Genomic DNA, 16,834 nt, shown 5'->3' with positions numbered 1-16,834 from the left:
GTCTAGTACCGGCTTCCTTCCGGCGCGGGCAGCGCGTCCAGGTCGGCGAGATCCTCGGCGCTGAGCCGGACGTCGGCCGCGCCCGCGTTGTCGATCAGGTACTTCGGGGTCTTCGTACCCGGGATCGGGACGACCCACTCGCCCTGTGCGAGGACCCAGGCCAGCGCGACCTGTGCGGGCGTGGCCCCGATCCGGTCGGCGACCGCCTGGACCCGGCCGACCAGGGCCAGGTTGGCCCGCAGCGCGTCCTGCTGGAAACGCGGCAGTCGCCGCCGGAAGTCGTCGGCGGGCAATTCGTCGAAGGACGAGACCCGGCCCGCGAGGAAGCCGCGGCCCAGCGGCGAGAACGGCAGGAACGCGATGCCTTCGCGTACGCAGTAGGGCAGCACCTCGGCCAGCGGATCACGCGTCCACAACGACAGCTCCGACTGCACCGACGCGACCGGGTGCACCGTCTGCGCCCGCCGGATCTCGTCCGCGGTCACCTCCGACAGGCCGATCTGCCGGGCCTTGCCCGCCGCGACGGTCTCCGCCATCGCGCCCCACGTCTCCTCGATCGGGACGGTGGGATCGACGCGGTGCAGCTGGTAGAGGTCGACGTGATCGGTGCCGAGCCGGCGCAGGCTCGCGTCGATCGCCCGGCGGATGTACTCGGGGCTCCCGTTGCGGCCGTAGTTGGGCGAGGTGCTGTCCGAGCTGCCGTCGGGAACGAGGCCGACCTTGGTGGCCAGCACCGCCCGGTCCCGGTACGCCCCGGTCAGCGCCCGGCCGACGAGTTCCTCGTTCGTGTACGGGCCGTAGACGTCGGCGGTGTCGATGAGGGTGACCCCGAGGTCGAGGGCTTGCCGGATCACGCCGATCGAGACGTCGTCGTCGCGGTTGGCCGGATCGTCGTAGGCGTGGCTCATGCCCATGCAGCCGAGACCGACGACGCCGACCTCCGGACCTCGGGTTCCCAACGTGGTGGTGCGCATGTGATCACCCTAAGCCAGCTGCTCGGGCGGCTGTTCGGCGCGGCTATTCGAGGGCCTCGTGGCGGGTCAGCCGCACCTCTTCGAGATCCAGCCGGGTCTGCACGTTGCGCAGCACGATGTCGTCGATGCTGCCGTCGTCGCGCAGCCGCACCACGGTGGCCCGCTTGTACGCCAGCACGGCCAGCTTGAGCTCGGTGTACTGCTGGTCGTAGGTCAGCGCGGGCTGATCGTCGACGTCGGGCTCGGACGCCCGCAGCACCCGCAGGTGCTTCTCGTACTCGTGGCGCAGCCGGTCGACCACCTTCGGCTCGACCCCGAGATCGCCGGCGATCCGGGGCATCGCCGCGAGCGCCTCCTCCGTCGCGGTCGTCTCCGCGAGGTGCCGCTCCTGGGCCGGCGAGGTGTCCGGCGGGAGGTGCGCCCAGCGTACGACCCGGGGCAGGAGCAGCGCCTGCGCCAAGGTCACCACGATGACGCCAGTCGTCACGAAGATGATCATGTCTCGGTTCGGGAACGGCTCCCCGGACGCCATCAGCCGGGGCACCGCGAGCGCGGCGGCCAGCGACACTGCGCCCCGGAAGCCGGACAGGCCGCTGACCACGCGCGGCCGTGGCCCCATCCGGCGCAGCCGCTGCTGCGGCCGCCGATCCAGCGCACGGATCAGGTACGGCGTGGTGAACAGCCAGACGAACCGGGTGCCGATGACCACCGCCGAGATGATCGCGACCGCCGTCAGCCCGTCGGTGAACGCCTTGCCGTCCTGACCGCGTACGGCGTCGTGCACCTGGAGCCCGATGAGGACGAACAACGTTCCGTTGAGCAGGTAGGTCGCCATCGACCAGAACGCCTCGGCCTGCTGACGGGCCTCCGCCCGGATGACCCGTGGCCCGGCTTGACTCAGCCACAGGCCCGCCACGACGACCGCCAGCACCCCGGACGCGTCGATCAACTCGGCGAGCAGGAACGCCGAGAACGGCGTCAGGATCGTCACGACGTTGCCCAGCACACGGTCGTCGATCCAGCGGCGGGACTGCACCGACAGCCAGCCCACGAGGGCTCCGGCCAGCGCCCCTCCGGCGTACGCGACTCCGAACAGCCAGCTCACGTGCAGGGTGCTCAGATGTTCCTCGCCGACGGTGACCCCGACCGCCAGTCCGTAGATGACCAGGGCGGTGCCGTCGTTGATGAGGCTCTCGGCCCGTAACACGGTGACCTGTCGGCGCGGCAGCGCCCGCGCCAGCACCCCGACCGCCGTCGCGTCGGTCGGTGCGACCGCCGCCCCGAGCACCCAGGCGGGACCCCACGGCATCCCGAGCGCGTGCGCCGCCCAGGCGACCGCGGCCGCCGTCCCGATCACGAGCACGGTGCTGACCAGCACGATCACCCGCAGGTTGTTGCGGATCTCGCGAAGCGAGGTGGTGATGCTCTCCCAGTACAGCAGGGCGGGCAGGAACAACAGCAGCACCATCTCGGGCGGCAGGTGCACCTCCCGAAGCACCGGGATGAACCCGAGCAGCACGCCGCAGATCAGCAGCAGCACCGGCGGGGCGACCCCGGTACGCCGGGCCAGCAGACCGCAGACCAGCAGCGCGAGGCCGAGCAGCACGACGAGTTCGAGACCGAGCACGTCTCCTATCTTCCCGGTCGGGCGATCTTCGAGTGCCAGCGGGCGCGGACCTCGGTGCTAGCGGACGTACCCCGGCTCCAGCAGGACGTGCCCCCGGCTCTAGCAGGACGTGCCCCCGGCTCTAGCAGGACGTGCCCCCGGCTCTAGCAGGACATGCCCCGGCTCCAGCAGGACATGCCCCCGGCTCTAGCGGGCGCGGCCCTCGGCGAGAGTGGCGACCGACTTCTCGATCCGCCGCTGCCGGGTCTCGTCGGTCTTCGCCCCGGTCACCTGTGTCACGTGGTACTTGCGCAGGCTCACCGAGAGCCCGTCGAAGGTCTTGCGGGCGGCGGGCACGGCGTCCAACGCCGCTGCCAGGTCGTCCGGCACCTCGACCTGCCGAGGCGCGGCGTCGACCTCGACCGTCACCTCGACCTCGTCGCCGGCGGCGACGCCGGCCGCGGCGCGTACGTCGGAGCTGACCGGCATCAGGAACCGGCCGCCCATCGGCGCGATGGTCGTCTCGTAGGTGTGCTCGCGGATGGTCGCCCGCACCGCCGGGCGCTTGCCCGCCGCGAGCGCCTCGACCACCTCGTCCGGGACGACGATGCCGGTCGCGGTCTTGCCGTGCAGTTCGATGACGGCCTGGAACTTCACGATGATCCCCTTTGGTTCGTCGGTGACTCGTCAATGATCGTCATGTCCTCAGACTGCCGCATCCGGCCGAACTCATCGCATCCCCCGCCCGGATTTCGGACGGCCGGGCGGAAACCTCCGCCGCGCCGGTCGCACCGGCGGTCCGACGATGTTTAGTCCCAGCGGAACCGGCGGTAGTTAGGGTGTGTGGATGACCGCGTCCAGATCGAACCGCCCGTTCTGGGGGTGGGCCCGGGCGATCGGCGGCTTCGCCCTGCTCGCCGTTCTCTTGTGGCGGGTGGGCGCCGGCCCGTTCCTGGCCGGCGTACGCCGGATCGACGCGGTCGCGATCGGAGTCGCGCTCGCGGCGGGTGCCCTGACGACGGTGTGTTCGGCGTGGCGCTGGCGGCTGGTGGCGGCCCGGTTGGGGGTGAGCCTGCCGTTCCCGCGCGCGGTCGCGGCGTACTACCGGGCACAGTTCCTCAACACGACGCTGCCCGGCGGGATCGCGGGCGACGTGCATCGCGCCGTCCGGCATGGACGGTCGATCGGCGACGTCCGGCTCGGGGTGCGCTCGGTCGCGGTCGAGCGGATCGCCGGTCAGGCGGTGGTCGTCGCGCTGGGCGTGGTGCTGCTGGCCCTCTTGCCGTCCCCGGTACGCGGCTACGCCCGCTACGCCCTGATCCCGCTGGCGGTGCCGGCCGGAGTCCTGGCGTGGCGGCAGCGGCGGAGGATCGCTGAGATGCCGTGGCTCGGGGTCGCCGGGCTGTCGGCGGTCATCCTCGCCGGGCACCTGACCACGTTCGTCGTGGCGGCCCGGACGGCGGGCGCGACGGCGTCGCTGACCCGGCTGCTGCCGCTGACTCTGTGCGCGTTGCTGGCGATGATGCTGCCGCTGAACCTCGCCGGATGGGGGCCCCGCGAAGGTGTCGCCGCCTGGGCGTTCGGCGCTGCCGGGCTGACTGCCGAGCAGGGCGTCGCCACCGCGGTGACGTACGGCGTACTGGGGTTGGCGGCCTGCCTGCCGGGCGCGCTCGTGCTGCTCGCCCGGGTGCTCAAACCGTCCACTCTGGATGAGGGGGTGGCCGTCCATGGCTGACCGCCCGTACATCCTGCTCAGTTGCAGCATGTCGATCGACGGCTACCTCAGTGGCCCGACCGAGGACCGGCTGCTGCTGTCCAACGAAGCCGACTTCGACCGCGTGGACGCCGTACGCGCGGCGCACGACGCCATCCTCGTCGGCGCGACCACCATCCGGCACGACAATCCCCGCCTGCTGATCCGTTCGGACGACCGGCGGGACGAACGCGTACGCCTGGGCCTGCCGTCGAGCCCGATGAAGGTGACCGTCACGGGGTCGGCGCTGCTCGACCCGGAGGCGGCGTTCTTCGCGGCGGGCGACGCGGAGAAGCTCGTGTACTGCCAGAGCGACTCGGTCAGCGAAGCCAAGTCCCGCCTGGGCGGCTGCGCCACGATCGTCGACGGCGGGCAGCCGGTCGATCTGCGGGCGCTGACCGAGGACCTCTACGCCCGGGGCGTACGCCGCCTGATGGTCGAAGGCGGCGGCACCGTGCACACCCAGTTCCTCACCGCCGACCTGGCCGACGAGTTGCACCTGGTGGTGGCCCCGTTCTTCGTGGGCGACTCCCGGGGGCGGCGATTCGTCGGCGACGGCCGGTTCCCCTTCCACCCCGGACGCCGGGCGGCCCTCGCCGAGGTACGCCAGATCGGCGACGTCGTGCTGATGCGGTACGCACTCTCGCCGCGCTGCGACGCGTCCGGGGGCGCCGGATGACGCCCGAGCCGATCCCGCCGGCCGAGATCCGGACCGAGGTCACCGTCCCGCTGCGCTTCGCCGACGGGTACGCGACCATGGCCTGCGTCGTCTCGTTCACCGGCCTGGTCGACGACCGCGAACACGTCGCGTTGCGGCTCGGCACGATCCCGCCCGGTCGCCCGCCACTGGTACGCCCGCACAGCGAATGCCTGACCGGCGACGTCTTCGGCAGCCAGCGGTGCGACTGCGGCCCGCAGCTACGCGAATCGGCCGAACGGATCACCGCCGCCGGGGGATACCTGCTCTACCTGCGGCAGGAGGGACGGGGGATCGGCCTGTACGCCAAACTGGAGGCGTACACGCTGCAGGATGCTGGGCTCGACACCTATCAGGCGAACCTCGCGCTCGGGCACGCCGAGGACGAGCGGGACTACACCGTCGCCGCCCAGATGCTCCACGCGCTCGGTGCGGGCCGCATCGCGCTGCTCAGCAACAACCCCGACAAGGCCGAGCAGTTGGACCGGCTCGGCATCGCCGTGACCGAGCACGTGGCGACCGGGGTGCACCTGTCGCCGGCCAATGCCGGATACCTCGCGGCCAAGGCCAGACTCGGCGGCCACACGATCTTCGGCTGACGTGGCCAAGCCTCGCCCCCGGGATCGCAGCCGGGCCGTGCCAGCTGCGATGATGGCGGGGTGCGCATCCGGCGTCCGCTGGCGATCGGGGCGGCGGTCTTCGCCGTCCTCGTGCTCGTCCTCCTCATGATCGCCCCGGACGAGTCCGTCCGGCTGACCCCGGCGGCGTTCGTCCGTCTCCCGATCGACCTGATCGTCGGCCTGGGCCTGATCCTGGTGCTGCCGCCGAAGGCCCGTCGCGTCGCCGTCCCCGTCATCGGCGTCCTGCTGGGCGTACTCGCCGTGTTGAAGATCCTCAGCCTGGGCTTCTCCACCGTTCTCGACCGGCCGTTCGATCCGGTCGCCGACTGGAGCTTCCTGGGCTCCGGCGCGACCTACCTGCGTCTGTCGAGCGGCCGCCCGGTCGAGATCGCCGCGATCGTCGGCGCGATCCTGCTGGGACTGCTGGTGCTGGTGCTGGCCGTGGTCGCCTTCCGCAGCCTGGCGAGAGTGTCGGTCGAGCACCGTACGCCGGCCGCCGCCACGCTCGGCGTCCTCGCCGTCGGCTGGGTGATCCTCGCGATCACCGGCGCGCAACTGGTCACCGCCGTTCCGGTCGCCGGACGTGACGGCTACGACCGCGTACGCCAGGTGACCTCCGGGATCGAGGATCAGCGGCAGTTCATCGCCGCGCTGAAGCAGGACCGGTTCCGCGACGTCCCGCCGGATCAGCTGCTGACCGGGCTACGCGGCAAGGACGTCGTCTTCGCCATCGTCGAGAGCTATGGGCGTACCGCATTGGAGCACCCCGAGATCGCGCCGCAGATCGACCAGGTGCTGGCCGACGGGACGGCGCGGCTCGCCCGCGCCGGGTACGCCGCCCGCAGCGGTTACCTGACCTCACCGGTCGTGGGCGGCGGCAGCTGGCTGGCCGACTCGACGCTGCTGTCCGGCCTGTGGGTCGACAATCAGCAGCGCTACGACACCCTGACCGCCAGCGACCGGCTCACGCTGACCTCCGCCTTCGCCAAGACGGGCGGACGTTCGGTCGCCGTCATGCCCGCGACCGTCGCCGGTTTCCCGGAGGGGGAGTTCTTCGGCTACGACCAGGTGTACGCGTCCAAGGACCTCGCCTACAAAGGCCCCCTGTACGCCTTCGCGATGATGCCGGACCAGTACACGCTGTCGCAGTTCCAGCAGCGGGAACGCAGTAAGGCCGACCGGCCGCCGGTGATGGCGGTGATCCCGCTGATCTCCAGCCACGCCCCGTGGGAGCCGGTGCCGACCCTGCGCCCATGGGACCAGGTCGGCGACGGTTCGACGTTCGAGGAGAAGCCGGGCGCGGGCGACTCCGCCGACCTCGTGATCCATCGCGATCCGGCCCGGCTGCGCAAGGACTACCGGACGGCGATCACGTACTCGCTGGAAACGATCATCTCCTATGTGGAGACCTACGGCGACGACAACCTCGTGCTCGTCTTCCTCGGCGACCACCAGCCCGCGCCCGCCGTGACCGGGCCGGGCGCCGGTCACGACGTGCCGATCACCATCGTGGCCCGCGACCGGGCACTGCTCGACCGGACCGCGTCCTGGGGCTGGACCGACGGGCTGCGACCCGCTCCCACCGCGCCCGTCTGGCCGATGGACCAGTTCCGCGACCGCTTCCTGACCGCCTTCTCCTGACGGCCCGTCGCGCCGACGGCAGGCGGCTCGGTCACATACGCTGACCGGCATGGATCACGGCGTTGTGCGTACCGTCGACTATCACACAGGCGGTGAGCCCTTCCGGATCGTGACCGACCCCGGGCCGATCGCGGGCGAGACCGTCGCGGCCCGGCGGGTGAGCGCGATGGCCGATCCGCGTGTGGACGGGCTGCGGCGGCTGCTGTGTTTCGAGCCGCGCGGGCACGCGGACATGTACGGCGGTTTCCTCGTGCCGCCGGACGACGACGGCGCGCACCTGGGCGTGCTGTTCTGGCACAAGGACGGCTTCTCGACGGCCTGCGGGCACGGCACCATCGCGCTCGGCGCGTGGGCCGTCCGCAGTGGACTCGTGCCGGTCACCGGTGAGCAGACCGATGTGGTCATCGACGTGCCGTCCGGCCGCGTGACCGCCCGGGTTCACGTGAACGACGGCCGCGTGTCGAAGGTGGACTTCGTCAACGTACCGAGTTACCTCATCGCGCGCGACGTCGAAGTGGGGGAGTACCGCGTCGACGTGAGCTTCGGCGGCGCGATCTACGCCCAGGTGGATGCCGCCTCGCTCGGTCTGACGGTGACGCCGGAGTCGCATCAGGACCTCATCGCGATCGGCCGCGAGATCAAGTGGGCGCTGAACGACAGCCCGTGGGCGAGACACCCCAGCGACGACCGGCTCAGCGGCGTCTACGGCACGATCCTCTACGAGGAACTCGGCCCGCTGCACCAGCGCAACGTCACGATCTTCGCCGACGGCGAGCTGGACCGGTCGCCGTGCGGTTCCGGCACCGCCGCGCGGGTCGCCACGCTCGCCGCGACCGGACGGCTCCACCCCGGACAGGCGTTCGTGCACGACTCGATCGTCGGCTCGCGGTTCACCGCCTCGATCGTCTCGGAGACCACTGTGGATGGCTTCGCTGCAGTCGTGCCGTGCGTCACCGGAACCGCGTACCAGACCGGGGAGCACACCTTCGTCGTCGATCCCGACGACGACCTGCCGGGATTCGTGCTGCGATGATCCCGTACCTCGACGCCGACGCGATCCGGCGTGCGCTCAGCCCATCGGCCGCTGTCGACGCCATCACCGCCGCGTTGCGATCGGGCCTGGATCCTTCCGCCTCCGTGGCGCGTACGTCGGTGGCGCTCAGCCACGGCGAACTGCTGCTCATGCCGGCCGAGGCCGGCGGCTACGCCGGGGTCAAGCTCGCGACCGTCGCGCCCGGCAACGCGGCCCGCGGCCTGCCGCGGATCAACGCGGTCTACACCCTGTTCGACGCGGAGACCCTCCAGCCGGTCGCGCTCCTCGACGGCACCGCGCTCACGACCCTGCGCACCCCTGCCGTCACGGTCGCCGCGCTGCGCCCGGCCCTCGACCGGCTCGGCCCGCTCCGCGTCGTCGTGTTCGGCGCCGGGCCGCAGGGCCACGGGCACGCGGAAACCCTCGCCGCGCGCTACGAGGTCGCGTCCCTGCACGTGGTGTCCTCCCAAGGGGTACGCCCAACGCTGCGCGACGCCAACGTGATCATCTGTGCCACCACCTCGGCGCAGCCGGTGTTCGACTCGTCGGAGCTGCGGGGGTGACGCAGTGGTCGCCGCTGTCGGCGCGCACACGCCGGACGCGCGGGAGGTCGACGCGGCCTTTTGCGCTCGTGCGACCGTCATCGTCGAAGACCCGGCGACGGCCCTTCGAGAGTGCGGCGACGTGATCCTGGCGATCGCTTCGGGTGACCTGACACCGGCCCGCCTCGTCCCGATGGCGGACGTCGTCCGGGGCTCCTTCGTCGTTCCCCCTGGCCCCGTCTTCTACAAGGGTTCCGGCATGTCCTGGCAAGACCTCGTCATCGCCTCCGCCGTCCTCTCTACCCGATCCCGCTGACCCCCTCGCCCGTCCCCCGCGCTGCCCGCGCTATCCCGTTGATCATGAACTTTCGGTCGTGATCAACCGGCGTGTCGTGTCCGCAGCACCCTGATCAACTCCCCAACGGACTGATCACGCGTGGGGGCCGACCGTCACGGTGTCGATGGTCAACGACGGCTTCAGCCCGAGGATCGCACCGACCCGTTCGACCTGCGTATCGAGCTGCCCGCGCTGTTGGGCGGTCAGCGTACGCAACGGATCAACGGTGATCGCGACGTTCTTGGCGGACTTCTTCTGATGCCACACTCCCGCGACGACGCCGTCGACGAGCAGCACCGGATGGTTGCCCGCCTGGCTTCCAGCCAGCGCCCGTTTCGCCGCCTCGCCGGGGAACAGCAGTTCGCGCGGCTGACCGCCGACGGCGTACGCGTCGAAGTGGGGTAGCAAGTGGACGCCGTCGGCCGCGGACGGGAACTCTGTGTCGCCGCGGTTCACCCAGGCGGCGGTGCCTTCGACGGTCACCTCGTCGAGATCGGCGTCAGCGAAGACGGAGGCGGCCCAGCGGGGCGGCGCGGCGAGCCATCGGGCGAAGTGCGGCGACGCCGACGGGCCGTACGCGTACAAGTAGCTGTGCAGTAGCCAGGAGGTGGACTCGGCGGCCGGCGCGGGCGTGAAGCCGGGCAGCCAGCGAGCCGGGTTGGTGTAGGTGACGTTGCGCCCCTTGTTCGGACCGAAACAGAGAACTCCGCGATGCGCCGCCAGATGGGTGATCTGCCGCCACCGGGGCCAGAACGTCTGAAACGCGGGCACGACCGGGTCGACCGCCCACGACCCGACCCGTACGCCGAGTGCGTCGGTCACCTCGTCGACGGTGAACTCGCCGTCGGAGAGGATCGTGCCGAGCGCGGTGACCAGTTCTTCCGTCTGCTCCGGGGTCACGCGTATGCCCGGCGGAGACGGATTGCCCGACGGGATGGCGCCCAACGCGCCGCACCATAGAGCCAGATCCTCAGCGGGCAGCAGATGGATGGTTCCCCGGGGACCGAACGTCTTGACCAGGGTGCGCTCGGACCACAGCGCGTTCTGCACGTCCTGGCGGGTGCCGTCGGCCAGCCGCAGCCCGATCGACAGCTCGGCCGCGGAGAGCACCTGGGAGTGCGTACCGCACATCGCCCGCGCGGCAGCCGCGACGTCGGCGACCGGGGTGGTCAAACCGTGCCGGTCGAGCCGCCGGCCACTGACAAACCCCCATGACACGTCCACTCCGTGACTGTATCTTCGGCCGAGTGGATCAAGAAATCCTGCGCGGCGGCGTCAACGCGGTAGTCCGCCGGGGAACCCTGCTGCACCGCCCGGCTGGTCCGTGGTCGCCGACGGTGCAGGCGTTGCTGCGGCACCTCGCCGACGCCGGGTTCACCGGTGCGCCACGGGCCCACGGGTTCGACGACGAAGGCCGCGAGGTCGTCGACTTCCTCGACGGCGACGTTCCGGGCTATCCGATGCCGGAGTACGTCTGGTCCGAGGAGACGCTGATCGCGACCGCCCGGCTGCTGCGGGCGTACCACGACGCCACGGCCGCGTTCCCGGCGCACGGCCTGTGGTACCAACCGCCCCGCGAGCCGGTCGAGGTCGTCTGCCACGGCGACGTCGCGCCGTACAACACGGTGTTCCGGGCGGGTCAGCCGGTCGCGCTGATCGACTTCGACACAGCCCACCCGGGTTCGCGTGTCTGGGACGTCGCCTACACCGTCTATCGGTTCGTCCCGCTGGGCGGCCCGGCGAACCACGACCGCCGGGGCACCACCGCCGAGCAGTCCGCGCGGCTCCGGCTTTTCTGCGACGCGTACGCGTTGTCGGCGGCCGACCGCGCGCGGCTGCCGGAGGTGATCGAGGAACGCGTACGCGCGATGGCGGAGTTGATCCGCACTCGTGCGGCTGCCGGTGACGAAGCGTTCGCCCGGCACCTCGCCGAAGGACACGCCGACCTCTACGACGCCGACGCGGCGTACGCCCGGGAGCGCGCCGACGACTGGGCAGCCGCCCTGCAATGAGTTTCGGCACGTACGCCCGTAAAGTCGCCGATCCCAGCCTGCCTTTCGGTCGGCGGCTCACGGCATTGGGCAGCTGCGTGCAGCTCTACCGCCCGATCGGGTTCCACGCCACGTTCTCCTACCTGAGGCGGGTCGCCGGCCCGATTCGCCGCGACGAGGCGGCACTACTGCACGCGCTGGACGTGTTGTCGCGCAGCCGGACGCTGTGGCTCGCCGACGTCGAGGCGTACGCCGCCCGACGACGCCTGGCCAAGCGGGCCGGCTACCGCAGTACGCGCCCTGGCGACCCGAATCCGTCGTGGCCCGACAGGTGGTACGGCGACGTCCGCGGTGGCGCGCTGGCGGTCATCGGTCGCTGGCGCAAACGAGCGGCGTGTCAGACGGACGAGCACGGCCGCCAAGTGTTGACGGTGGCGAAGGCGTTCGTAGCCGCCGACGGTCACCTGGACCCCGTCCAGGTCGCGGCACTGCGTGAACTATGAACTACAGCCTCAGCTGGAGGCGCGCCTCTCGGCGTCGTCGTGGCCGAACCGGCAACCTCGCGAGTCGGACGTCGCGCGGAGCCTGAGCTGGGCCGTCCACCACATCCTGGTCACCGCCGATTGATCACGAACCCCCGGAGTCGATCAGGGAGCTGCGGACACGACACGCCGGTTGATCACGACCGAAAGTTCATGATCAACGGGGTAGAGAGCGGAGGCGGGGAGGGAGAGGTTAGGGGGATAGGGCGGGGGGTGGGGTGGGGCTGGACGTGCGGCGGACCAGGAACCATGAGTACGCCAGGCCGGCGAACGCGACGATCGCGAGCAGGACCAGGCCTAGTGCGTACGAGCCGGTGATGCCGTGGATGGCTCCCATGACCAGGGGTGGGACGAAGCCGCCGAGTCCGCCGACCGCTCCGACGATGCCGGTGACCGAGCCGATCTGGTCTCTCGCGGTGACCTGCGAGACCAGCGCGAAGACCGCGCCTGCCCCGGCGCCGAGCGCGCCGGCCATCGTGAGGAAGGTGATGGTGGCCCACGGGTAGAGCGACGGCTGGAACGATTGCCAGAGTGCCATCACCGTGACCACGACGAGGCATCCGGTCAGGACGCGGGCCGGGCCGATCCGGTCCGACAGCGAGCCGCCGAACGGGCGGAGGACGACCGCGACCAGGGTGAATCCGGCGGCTTTGAGGCTGGCGTCGTTCGGTTCCAGCCCGTAGCCGGTCTGCAGGTAGGTCACGAGGTAGACGGCGAACGCCACGTAGCCGCCGAAGGTGATCGCGTAGAGCCCGGCCAGCGGCCAGGTCATCGGCTGCTTGGCGGCGGTGCCGAAGCGCTGGGCGAACGATGTCGTCGGCGGAGTGCGCCCCGGTGGGTCGCGCAGTACGGCGAGCAGGATCAGGCCGAAAACGGCGAGCACGATCGCCACGAGCACGAACTGGGCGTTGCGTCCGAAGTGGTCGAGCATCGGCGTGGTGAGCAGTGCCGCGATCGCCGTTCCGCCCATGCCCATGCCGATCACGCCGAGCGCGAAGCCGCGCTGGGCCGGCGGGAACCAGCCGTTGCCGTGCGGGATGGCGGCGGCGAACGGCGTACCGCCGAGGCCGAGGAAGAAGCCGACGACGAGCAGGGCCGGATAGGAGTCGTACGCCGGGATCAGTGCCAGCACCGGGAGGAGCGTCAGGAAGCTGATCGCGGGGAGCATGACCTTCGCGCCGAGCCGGTCGGTCAGCGCCCCGACCGGGATTCGTCCGAGCGACCCGACCAGCACCGGGACGGCGACCAGCAGCGACTGCTGGAAGGAGCTCAGGTGCAAAGCGGTGCCGAGGCGGCCGCCCAGCGGGCTGATCAGGCCCCAGGCCCAGGAGCAGAGCAGGAACGAGGTCGCCGCCAGGATCACGTTGACGTACGCGGTGCGAGAGGGCGTCTCGCTCATCGGTCCCTCCGGTCTCCGGCCCGCCAGACGGCGTACGCCACGATGAACGACGCGACCTGGAACGCCGCCAGCCACCACGCGGTGGCGACCGTCCCGCTCATCCAGGCGTCGACCGCGACGGCCAACGCCCACAGCTGTCCGATCAGGATGGTGATGACGATGCCGGTCCGGGCGGACAGCATCGCCGACCGTTCGGGATCGGCGTCGACGCCCGCGCCCGGCCCGGGACCCGTCGCGCTGATGCGCGAATCGGCGTACCCGCTGGTCGGGCGGATCTGCGGATAGCGATCATGGGTCGGCTGGTTGGTCATCGGCCACCCTCCGCCGCCGTGTCCGAACGCGCGGTGCCGGTCGCGTAGATGCCGTCGGCGCGCTCCTCGACGATCACACGCGGCAGCGGCCGGGGCGGCGGCCCCGCGGTCACCCGCCCGGTCCGCGCGTCGAACACCCCCTCATGGCAAGGACAGTAGAGTTCGCCGTGCTCACCCCGATCGGCCCGCCACAGCACGCCGCAGGCCAGATGAGTGCAGATCGACGAGTACGCGACCAGGGTGCCGTCGGCCAACCGGATCGCGACCGCCCAATCCTCGTCGCCTGGGTACGCGAAGGCGACCGACTGGCCGGGGTCGATGCGGTCGGCGATGCGCAGCGGTTCGGCCGTGCCGTCGCCGTGGCGGTGGAACAGGCCGGCCGCGGTCGCGATGCCGCCGACGGCGAGTCCACCGGAGACGGTCACCGCGATCCGCAGGTAGTCCCGCCGCGACGTCAGATCGTCGGCCCGCAGCCGATCCAGATCCGCATCAGATGCGTCCACTTCGGAGTCACGGGTGGTCACAGGGGCTCCCCGAGGACGCTGGGATAGAAGCCGCCGGGCACCGGCTTGTCCCGGTCGGCCGGCACGACCACGCCGACCCCGGTGCCGAGCGGGTATCCGCCGAAGTCGAATTGGTCGGAGACGCGTACGCCGGGCCGGTCGGCCTCGAGTTCGTCGAGCGACCCGTAGAAGAGCGCGCCTGTGGGGCAGACCGTGGCGCACATCGGGGCGAGGCCGTGCGCCGTGCGGTCGTAGCAGAGGTTGCACTTGTACTGGAGCTTGGCGGCGAGGTCGATCTTCGGCACACCCATCGGGCAGGCGTTGACGCAGTTCCCGCAGCCGATGCAGCGGGTCTTGTCCGCGTCGTGGACCACGCCGTCCTCGGTGATCAGGATGGCCTCGGCCGGGCAGACCTGCGCGCACGGGGCGACCGGGTCGGAGCAGTGCATGCAGACGGTCGGCATCGAGGCGACCGTGCTGCCCGGTTCCAGGAAGTCGAGGTGGATCATCGACTTACCCCGGTGCGAGTCGCATTCGCGGCAGGCCGAGACACACGCCTCACAGCCGATGCAACGGCCCGGGTCGATGAACAGGGTGCGGCCCATCATGACGGTCTAGAACCCCCTTCCCTGGGACGACGTCGGCGGGTTCGGATCGGACCGGGCGGCCTGCGCCGCCGGGTACGCCTCCCGGCCGGGTGGCATCGGCGGCGCGGGAACGTCGACCACGGCGGCGGCGCGTTCGAGGCGGCAGGCGCACACCTTGTACTCCGGGATCTTCGATCGCGGGTCGAGCGCGTCGATGGTCAGCGCGTTCGCCGCCACCGGGAACGGCCAGTGGTACGGCACGAATACGGTGTCCGGCCGGATCGCCTCGGTCACCAGCGCCGGGAAGGTCGCCTCGCCGCGCCGGGTCACCACGGTCACCGCGTCGCCGTTGGCGTACCCGTGGCTCGGATGGATCTCGACCCACGGGCGAGGCGTCTGTTCGACGAGGCCGCCGAGCCGTCGGGTCTGGTTCCCCGACAGGAAGTGCGCCACCGTACGCCCGGTGGTCAGCCGCATCGGGAAGTCGTCGTCGTACGGGTCGGCCGGCGGATGCCACTCGACGGGCTGCAGATGGATCTTGCCGTCGGCGTGATAGCTGCGGCCGTCCTCGAACAGGCGGGGCGTACCGGGATGATCGACTTCGGGGCAGGGCCAGGCGATGCCGCCGGTCTCGTCGATCCGTTCGTAGGTGATGCCGTAGTAGTCGTTGACCGTGCCCCGCGATGCGATTCGCAGTTCGGAGAAGACGTCGACGGAGCTGGTGAACGCGAACTTGTCGCCCACGCCGAGCCGCCGGGCCAGTTCGCACAGCACCCACGTGTCGGTGCGTACGCCGCTGGGCGGTTCCTGCGCCTTGCGGTGCCGGACGACCCGGGCCTCGGCGTTGGCCATGACACCGTCGTCCTCGGCCCAGGTGGTGACCGGGAAGACGACGTGGGCGTTGGCGGCCGTCTCGGACAGGAAGAAGTCGCACTGCGCGTGGAAGGCCAGGGAGTCGTAGCCCGCCTTGACGACGTCGTAGTTCGGCAGCGAGACGAACGGGTTGTTGCACATGCCGAACAAACCGCGGATCTCCCCACGGCTCATCTGGTGGACCATCTCCATCATCGAGGTCCCCGCCTGCGGCAGCTCGCTTTCCTCGATGCCCCAGATCTCGGCGATCTGCCGCCGATGCACAGGGTCGTTGATGGACCGCCCGCCCGGCAGCAGATCGGACTTCTGCCCGTGTTCGCGTCCACCCTGGCCGTTGCCCTGCCCGGTGATCGTGCCGTAGCCGGCGCCCGGCTTGCCCAGGTTGCCGGTCGCCACACAGAGGTTGATCACGGTCAGGCAGTTCTCGACGCCCTGCGTGTGATGCTCGATGCCCCGCGCGTGCCAGGCCATCGCCCGCGGCGCGGTGGCGAACATCCGCGCCACCTGTTCGACCTGCTCGGCGGGGATGCCGCAGATCTCGGCCGCCCGCTCAGGCGGATACCCTTGAACCGTCTCGGCCAGCTCGGCCCACCCGGTCGTGTGCTCGTCCACGTACTCCTGGTCGCCCAGACCTTCGCGGATCACCACGTGCAGCACGGCGTTGAAGAAGGCCGAGTCGGTGCCCGGCCGCAGCGCCACATGGATGTCGGCGGTCCGGGCGACGCTGGTCTCGCGCGGGTCGACCACGATCAGCTTCGCGCCCCGATCCCGTGCACCCCACAGGTATTGGGTCATCACCGGGAAGCACTCGCCCACATTGGACCCCGCGATCAGCAGGCAGTCCGAGAGCAGGATGTCGGCGAACGGGTTGGCCGCCCGGTCGATGCCGAACGACAGCTTGTTCGCCCCGGCCGCGCTGACCATGCACAGCCGGCCGTTGTAGTCGACGTGTCGCGTCTTCAGCGCGACCCGGGCGAACTTGCCGACCAGATAGGTCTTCTCGGTGAACAGGCTCGCGCCGCCGAGCATCCCGAACGCGTCCACCCCGTGCTCGGCCTGGATCGCCTGAATCCGGTCGACCGTGTAGTCCAGCGCGTCGTCCCAGCTCACCGCCCGCAGCTCCGCGTCACGCGAGGTCCGCAGCAACGGCACGGTCAGCCGGTCCGGATGATTGACCTGCTGGTACGCGTTGAGCCCCTTCGGGCACAGCCGCATGCGGTTGATGTCGTGATTGCGGGGTTCGACGCCGAACACCTTGCCGTCCCGGACCCGCAGATACATGCCGCACTGCACGCCGCAGAAGCAGCAATGGGTCGGCACCAGGGTCTCGTTTCCGTACAGGGCGCGCCAGGCGTCGGCCGGCAGCCCGCCCGCGTCGCGGAAGTTGCGGGTGCCCGGCGGGGTCACGGACGGGTCGACGCTCAC

The 16,834-nt window shown here is 70.9% G+C and carries 18 protein-coding genes and 1 pseudogene; 9 read left to right on the top strand and 10 right to left on the bottom strand.

The annotated features are described in order from the left end of the window. Positions 1–2: 2 nt before the first annotated feature. The 3 genes from HDA40_RS02695 to HDA40_RS02685 form a co-directional block, all read right to left on the bottom strand. Complete coding sequence (locus HDA40_RS02695) at positions 3–974, bottom strand: aldo/keto reductase (RefSeq protein WP_253751125.1); 972 nt, start codon at positions 972–974, stop codon at positions 3–5. A gap of 43 nt (positions 975–1,017) precedes the next feature. Continuing rightward, the gene (locus tag HDA40_RS02690) at positions 1,018–2,601 is read right to left on the bottom strand and encodes a Na+/H+ antiporter (protein ID WP_253751122.1); all 1,584 of its coding nucleotides are present in this window, start codon (positions 2,599–2,601) and stop codon (positions 1,018–1,020) included. A 186-nt stretch (positions 2,602–2,787) separates the two neighbouring features. After that, positions 2,788–3,237: a YdeI/OmpD-associated family protein gene (locus HDA40_RS02685; RefSeq protein WP_253751119.1), complete on the bottom strand. Its 450-nt coding sequence runs from the start codon at positions 3,235–3,237 to the stop codon at positions 2,788–2,790. A gap of 190 nt (positions 3,238–3,427) precedes the next feature. On the opposite strand from HDA40_RS02685, the gene HDA40_RS02680 reads away from it, so the two are divergent. Genes HDA40_RS02680 through HDA40_RS02650 form a run of 7 tightly spaced genes read left to right on the top strand, consistent with a single transcriptional unit; the run spans position 3,428 to position 9,182 of the window. Next, entirely contained in the window at positions 3,428–4,315 is an 888-nt protein-coding gene (locus HDA40_RS02680; RefSeq protein WP_253751117.1) for a lysylphosphatidylglycerol synthase transmembrane domain-containing protein, read from the top strand. Next, positions 4,308–5,012, top strand: a complete 705-nt coding sequence (locus HDA40_RS02675; RefSeq protein WP_253751114.1) for a RibD family protein — start codon at positions 4,308–4,310, stop codon at positions 5,010–5,012. Before HDA40_RS02680 ends, HDA40_RS02675 begins: the two co-directional genes overlap by 8 nt. Then, positions 5,009–5,629 (top strand): GTP cyclohydrolase II, encoded by a 621-nt coding sequence (locus HDA40_RS02670; protein ID WP_253751111.1) that lies wholly within the window; start codon positions 5,009–5,011, stop codon positions 5,627–5,629. Before HDA40_RS02675 ends, HDA40_RS02670 begins: the two co-directional genes overlap by 4 nt. Before the next feature lie 60 nt (positions 5,630–5,689). Then, on the top strand, positions 5,690–7,291 hold the full coding sequence (locus tag HDA40_RS02665) for an alkaline phosphatase family protein (RefSeq protein WP_253751108.1): 1,602 nt from the start codon (positions 5,690–5,692) through the stop codon (positions 7,289–7,291). A 49-nt stretch (positions 7,292–7,340) separates the two neighbouring features. Further along, entirely contained in the window at positions 7,341–8,324 is a 984-nt protein-coding gene (locus HDA40_RS02660) for a proline racemase family protein (protein WP_253751105.1), read from the top strand. Next, positions 8,321–8,887, top strand: coding sequence for a hypothetical protein (locus tag HDA40_RS02655; protein ID WP_253751103.1), 567 nt, complete (start codon positions 8,321–8,323; stop codon positions 8,885–8,887). The genes HDA40_RS02660 and HDA40_RS02655 overlap by 4 nt, the downstream gene beginning before the upstream one ends. Before the next feature lie 4 nt (positions 8,888–8,891). Continuing rightward, a complete protein-coding gene (locus HDA40_RS02650) occupies positions 8,892–9,182 on the top strand; it encodes a hypothetical protein (protein WP_253751100.1) in 291 nt (96 codons plus the stop codon). A gap of 114 nt (positions 9,183–9,296) precedes the next feature. On the opposite strand, the gene HDA40_RS02645 is transcribed toward HDA40_RS02650, so the two are convergent. Next, positions 9,297–10,427, bottom strand: coding sequence for a winged helix DNA-binding domain-containing protein (locus tag HDA40_RS02645; protein WP_253751097.1), 1,131 nt, complete (start codon positions 10,425–10,427; stop codon positions 9,297–9,299). Between the two features lie 23 nt (positions 10,428–10,450). Here HDA40_RS02645 and HDA40_RS02640 point away from each other — a divergent pair, with 23 nt between their 5' ends. Together HDA40_RS02640 and HDA40_RS02635 are read left to right on the top strand one after the other, a co-directional pair. Beyond that, positions 10,451–11,215 carry a phosphotransferase gene (locus HDA40_RS02640; protein WP_253751094.1) on the top strand — a complete coding sequence of 255 codons (765 nt, stop codon included), beginning with the start codon at positions 10,451–10,453 and terminating at the stop codon, positions 11,213–11,215. Further along, the gene (locus HDA40_RS02635) at positions 11,212–11,697 is read left to right on the top strand and encodes a hypothetical protein (protein WP_253751091.1); all 486 of its coding nucleotides are present in this window, start codon (positions 11,212–11,214) and stop codon (positions 11,695–11,697) included. Before HDA40_RS02640 ends, HDA40_RS02635 begins: the two co-directional genes overlap by 4 nt. A gap of 232 nt (positions 11,698–11,929) precedes the next feature. Here the strand turns inward: HDA40_RS02635 and HDA40_RS02630 are convergent, their stop codons facing one another. The 6 genes and pseudogenes from HDA40_RS02630 to HDA40_RS02610 all read right to left on the bottom strand — a co-directional run bounded on the left by HDA40_RS02630 (position 11,930) and on the right by HDA40_RS02610 (position 16,834). Further along, complete coding sequence (locus HDA40_RS02630; protein WP_253751088.1) at positions 11,930–13,135, bottom strand: MFS transporter; 1,206 nt, start codon at positions 13,133–13,135, stop codon at positions 11,930–11,932. Further along, positions 13,132–13,446 (bottom strand): hypothetical protein, encoded by a 315-nt coding sequence (locus HDA40_RS02625; RefSeq protein ID WP_253751085.1) that lies wholly within the window; start codon positions 13,444–13,446, stop codon positions 13,132–13,134. Before HDA40_RS02625 ends, HDA40_RS02630 begins: the two co-directional genes overlap by 4 nt. Then, a complete protein-coding gene (locus HDA40_RS41955) occupies positions 13,443–13,970 on the bottom strand; it encodes a QcrA and Rieske domain-containing protein (RefSeq protein ID WP_253751082.1) in 528 nt (175 codons plus the stop codon). The genes HDA40_RS02625 and HDA40_RS41955 overlap by 4 nt, the downstream gene beginning before the upstream one ends. Next, the gene (locus HDA40_RS02615) at positions 13,967–14,458 is read right to left on the bottom strand and encodes a 4Fe-4S dicluster domain-containing protein (RefSeq protein ID WP_253751079.1); all 492 of its coding nucleotides are present in this window, start codon (positions 14,456–14,458) and stop codon (positions 13,967–13,969) included. The genes HDA40_RS41955 and HDA40_RS02615 overlap by 4 nt, the downstream gene beginning before the upstream one ends. Before the next feature lie 30 nt (positions 14,459–14,488). Continuing rightward, positions 14,489–14,554: pseudogene (locus tag HDA40_RS42425) on the bottom strand (4Fe-4S binding protein); the annotation flags it as partial. 9 nt (positions 14,555–14,563) lie between these two features. Beyond that, positions 14,564–16,834 carry a molybdopterin oxidoreductase family protein gene (locus HDA40_RS02610; RefSeq protein ID WP_253751076.1) on the bottom strand — a complete coding sequence of 757 codons (2,271 nt, stop codon included), beginning with the start codon at positions 16,832–16,834 and terminating at the stop codon, positions 14,564–14,566.

The organism is Hamadaea flava, from assembly GCF_024172085.1.
GTDB classification, from domain to species: Bacteria; Actinomycetota; Actinomycetes; order Mycobacteriales; family Micromonosporaceae; genus Hamadaea; species Hamadaea flava.
The sequence above is the reverse complement of the archived record's forward strand: the minus strand, read 5'-3'. Positions and strand labels throughout refer to the sequence as shown.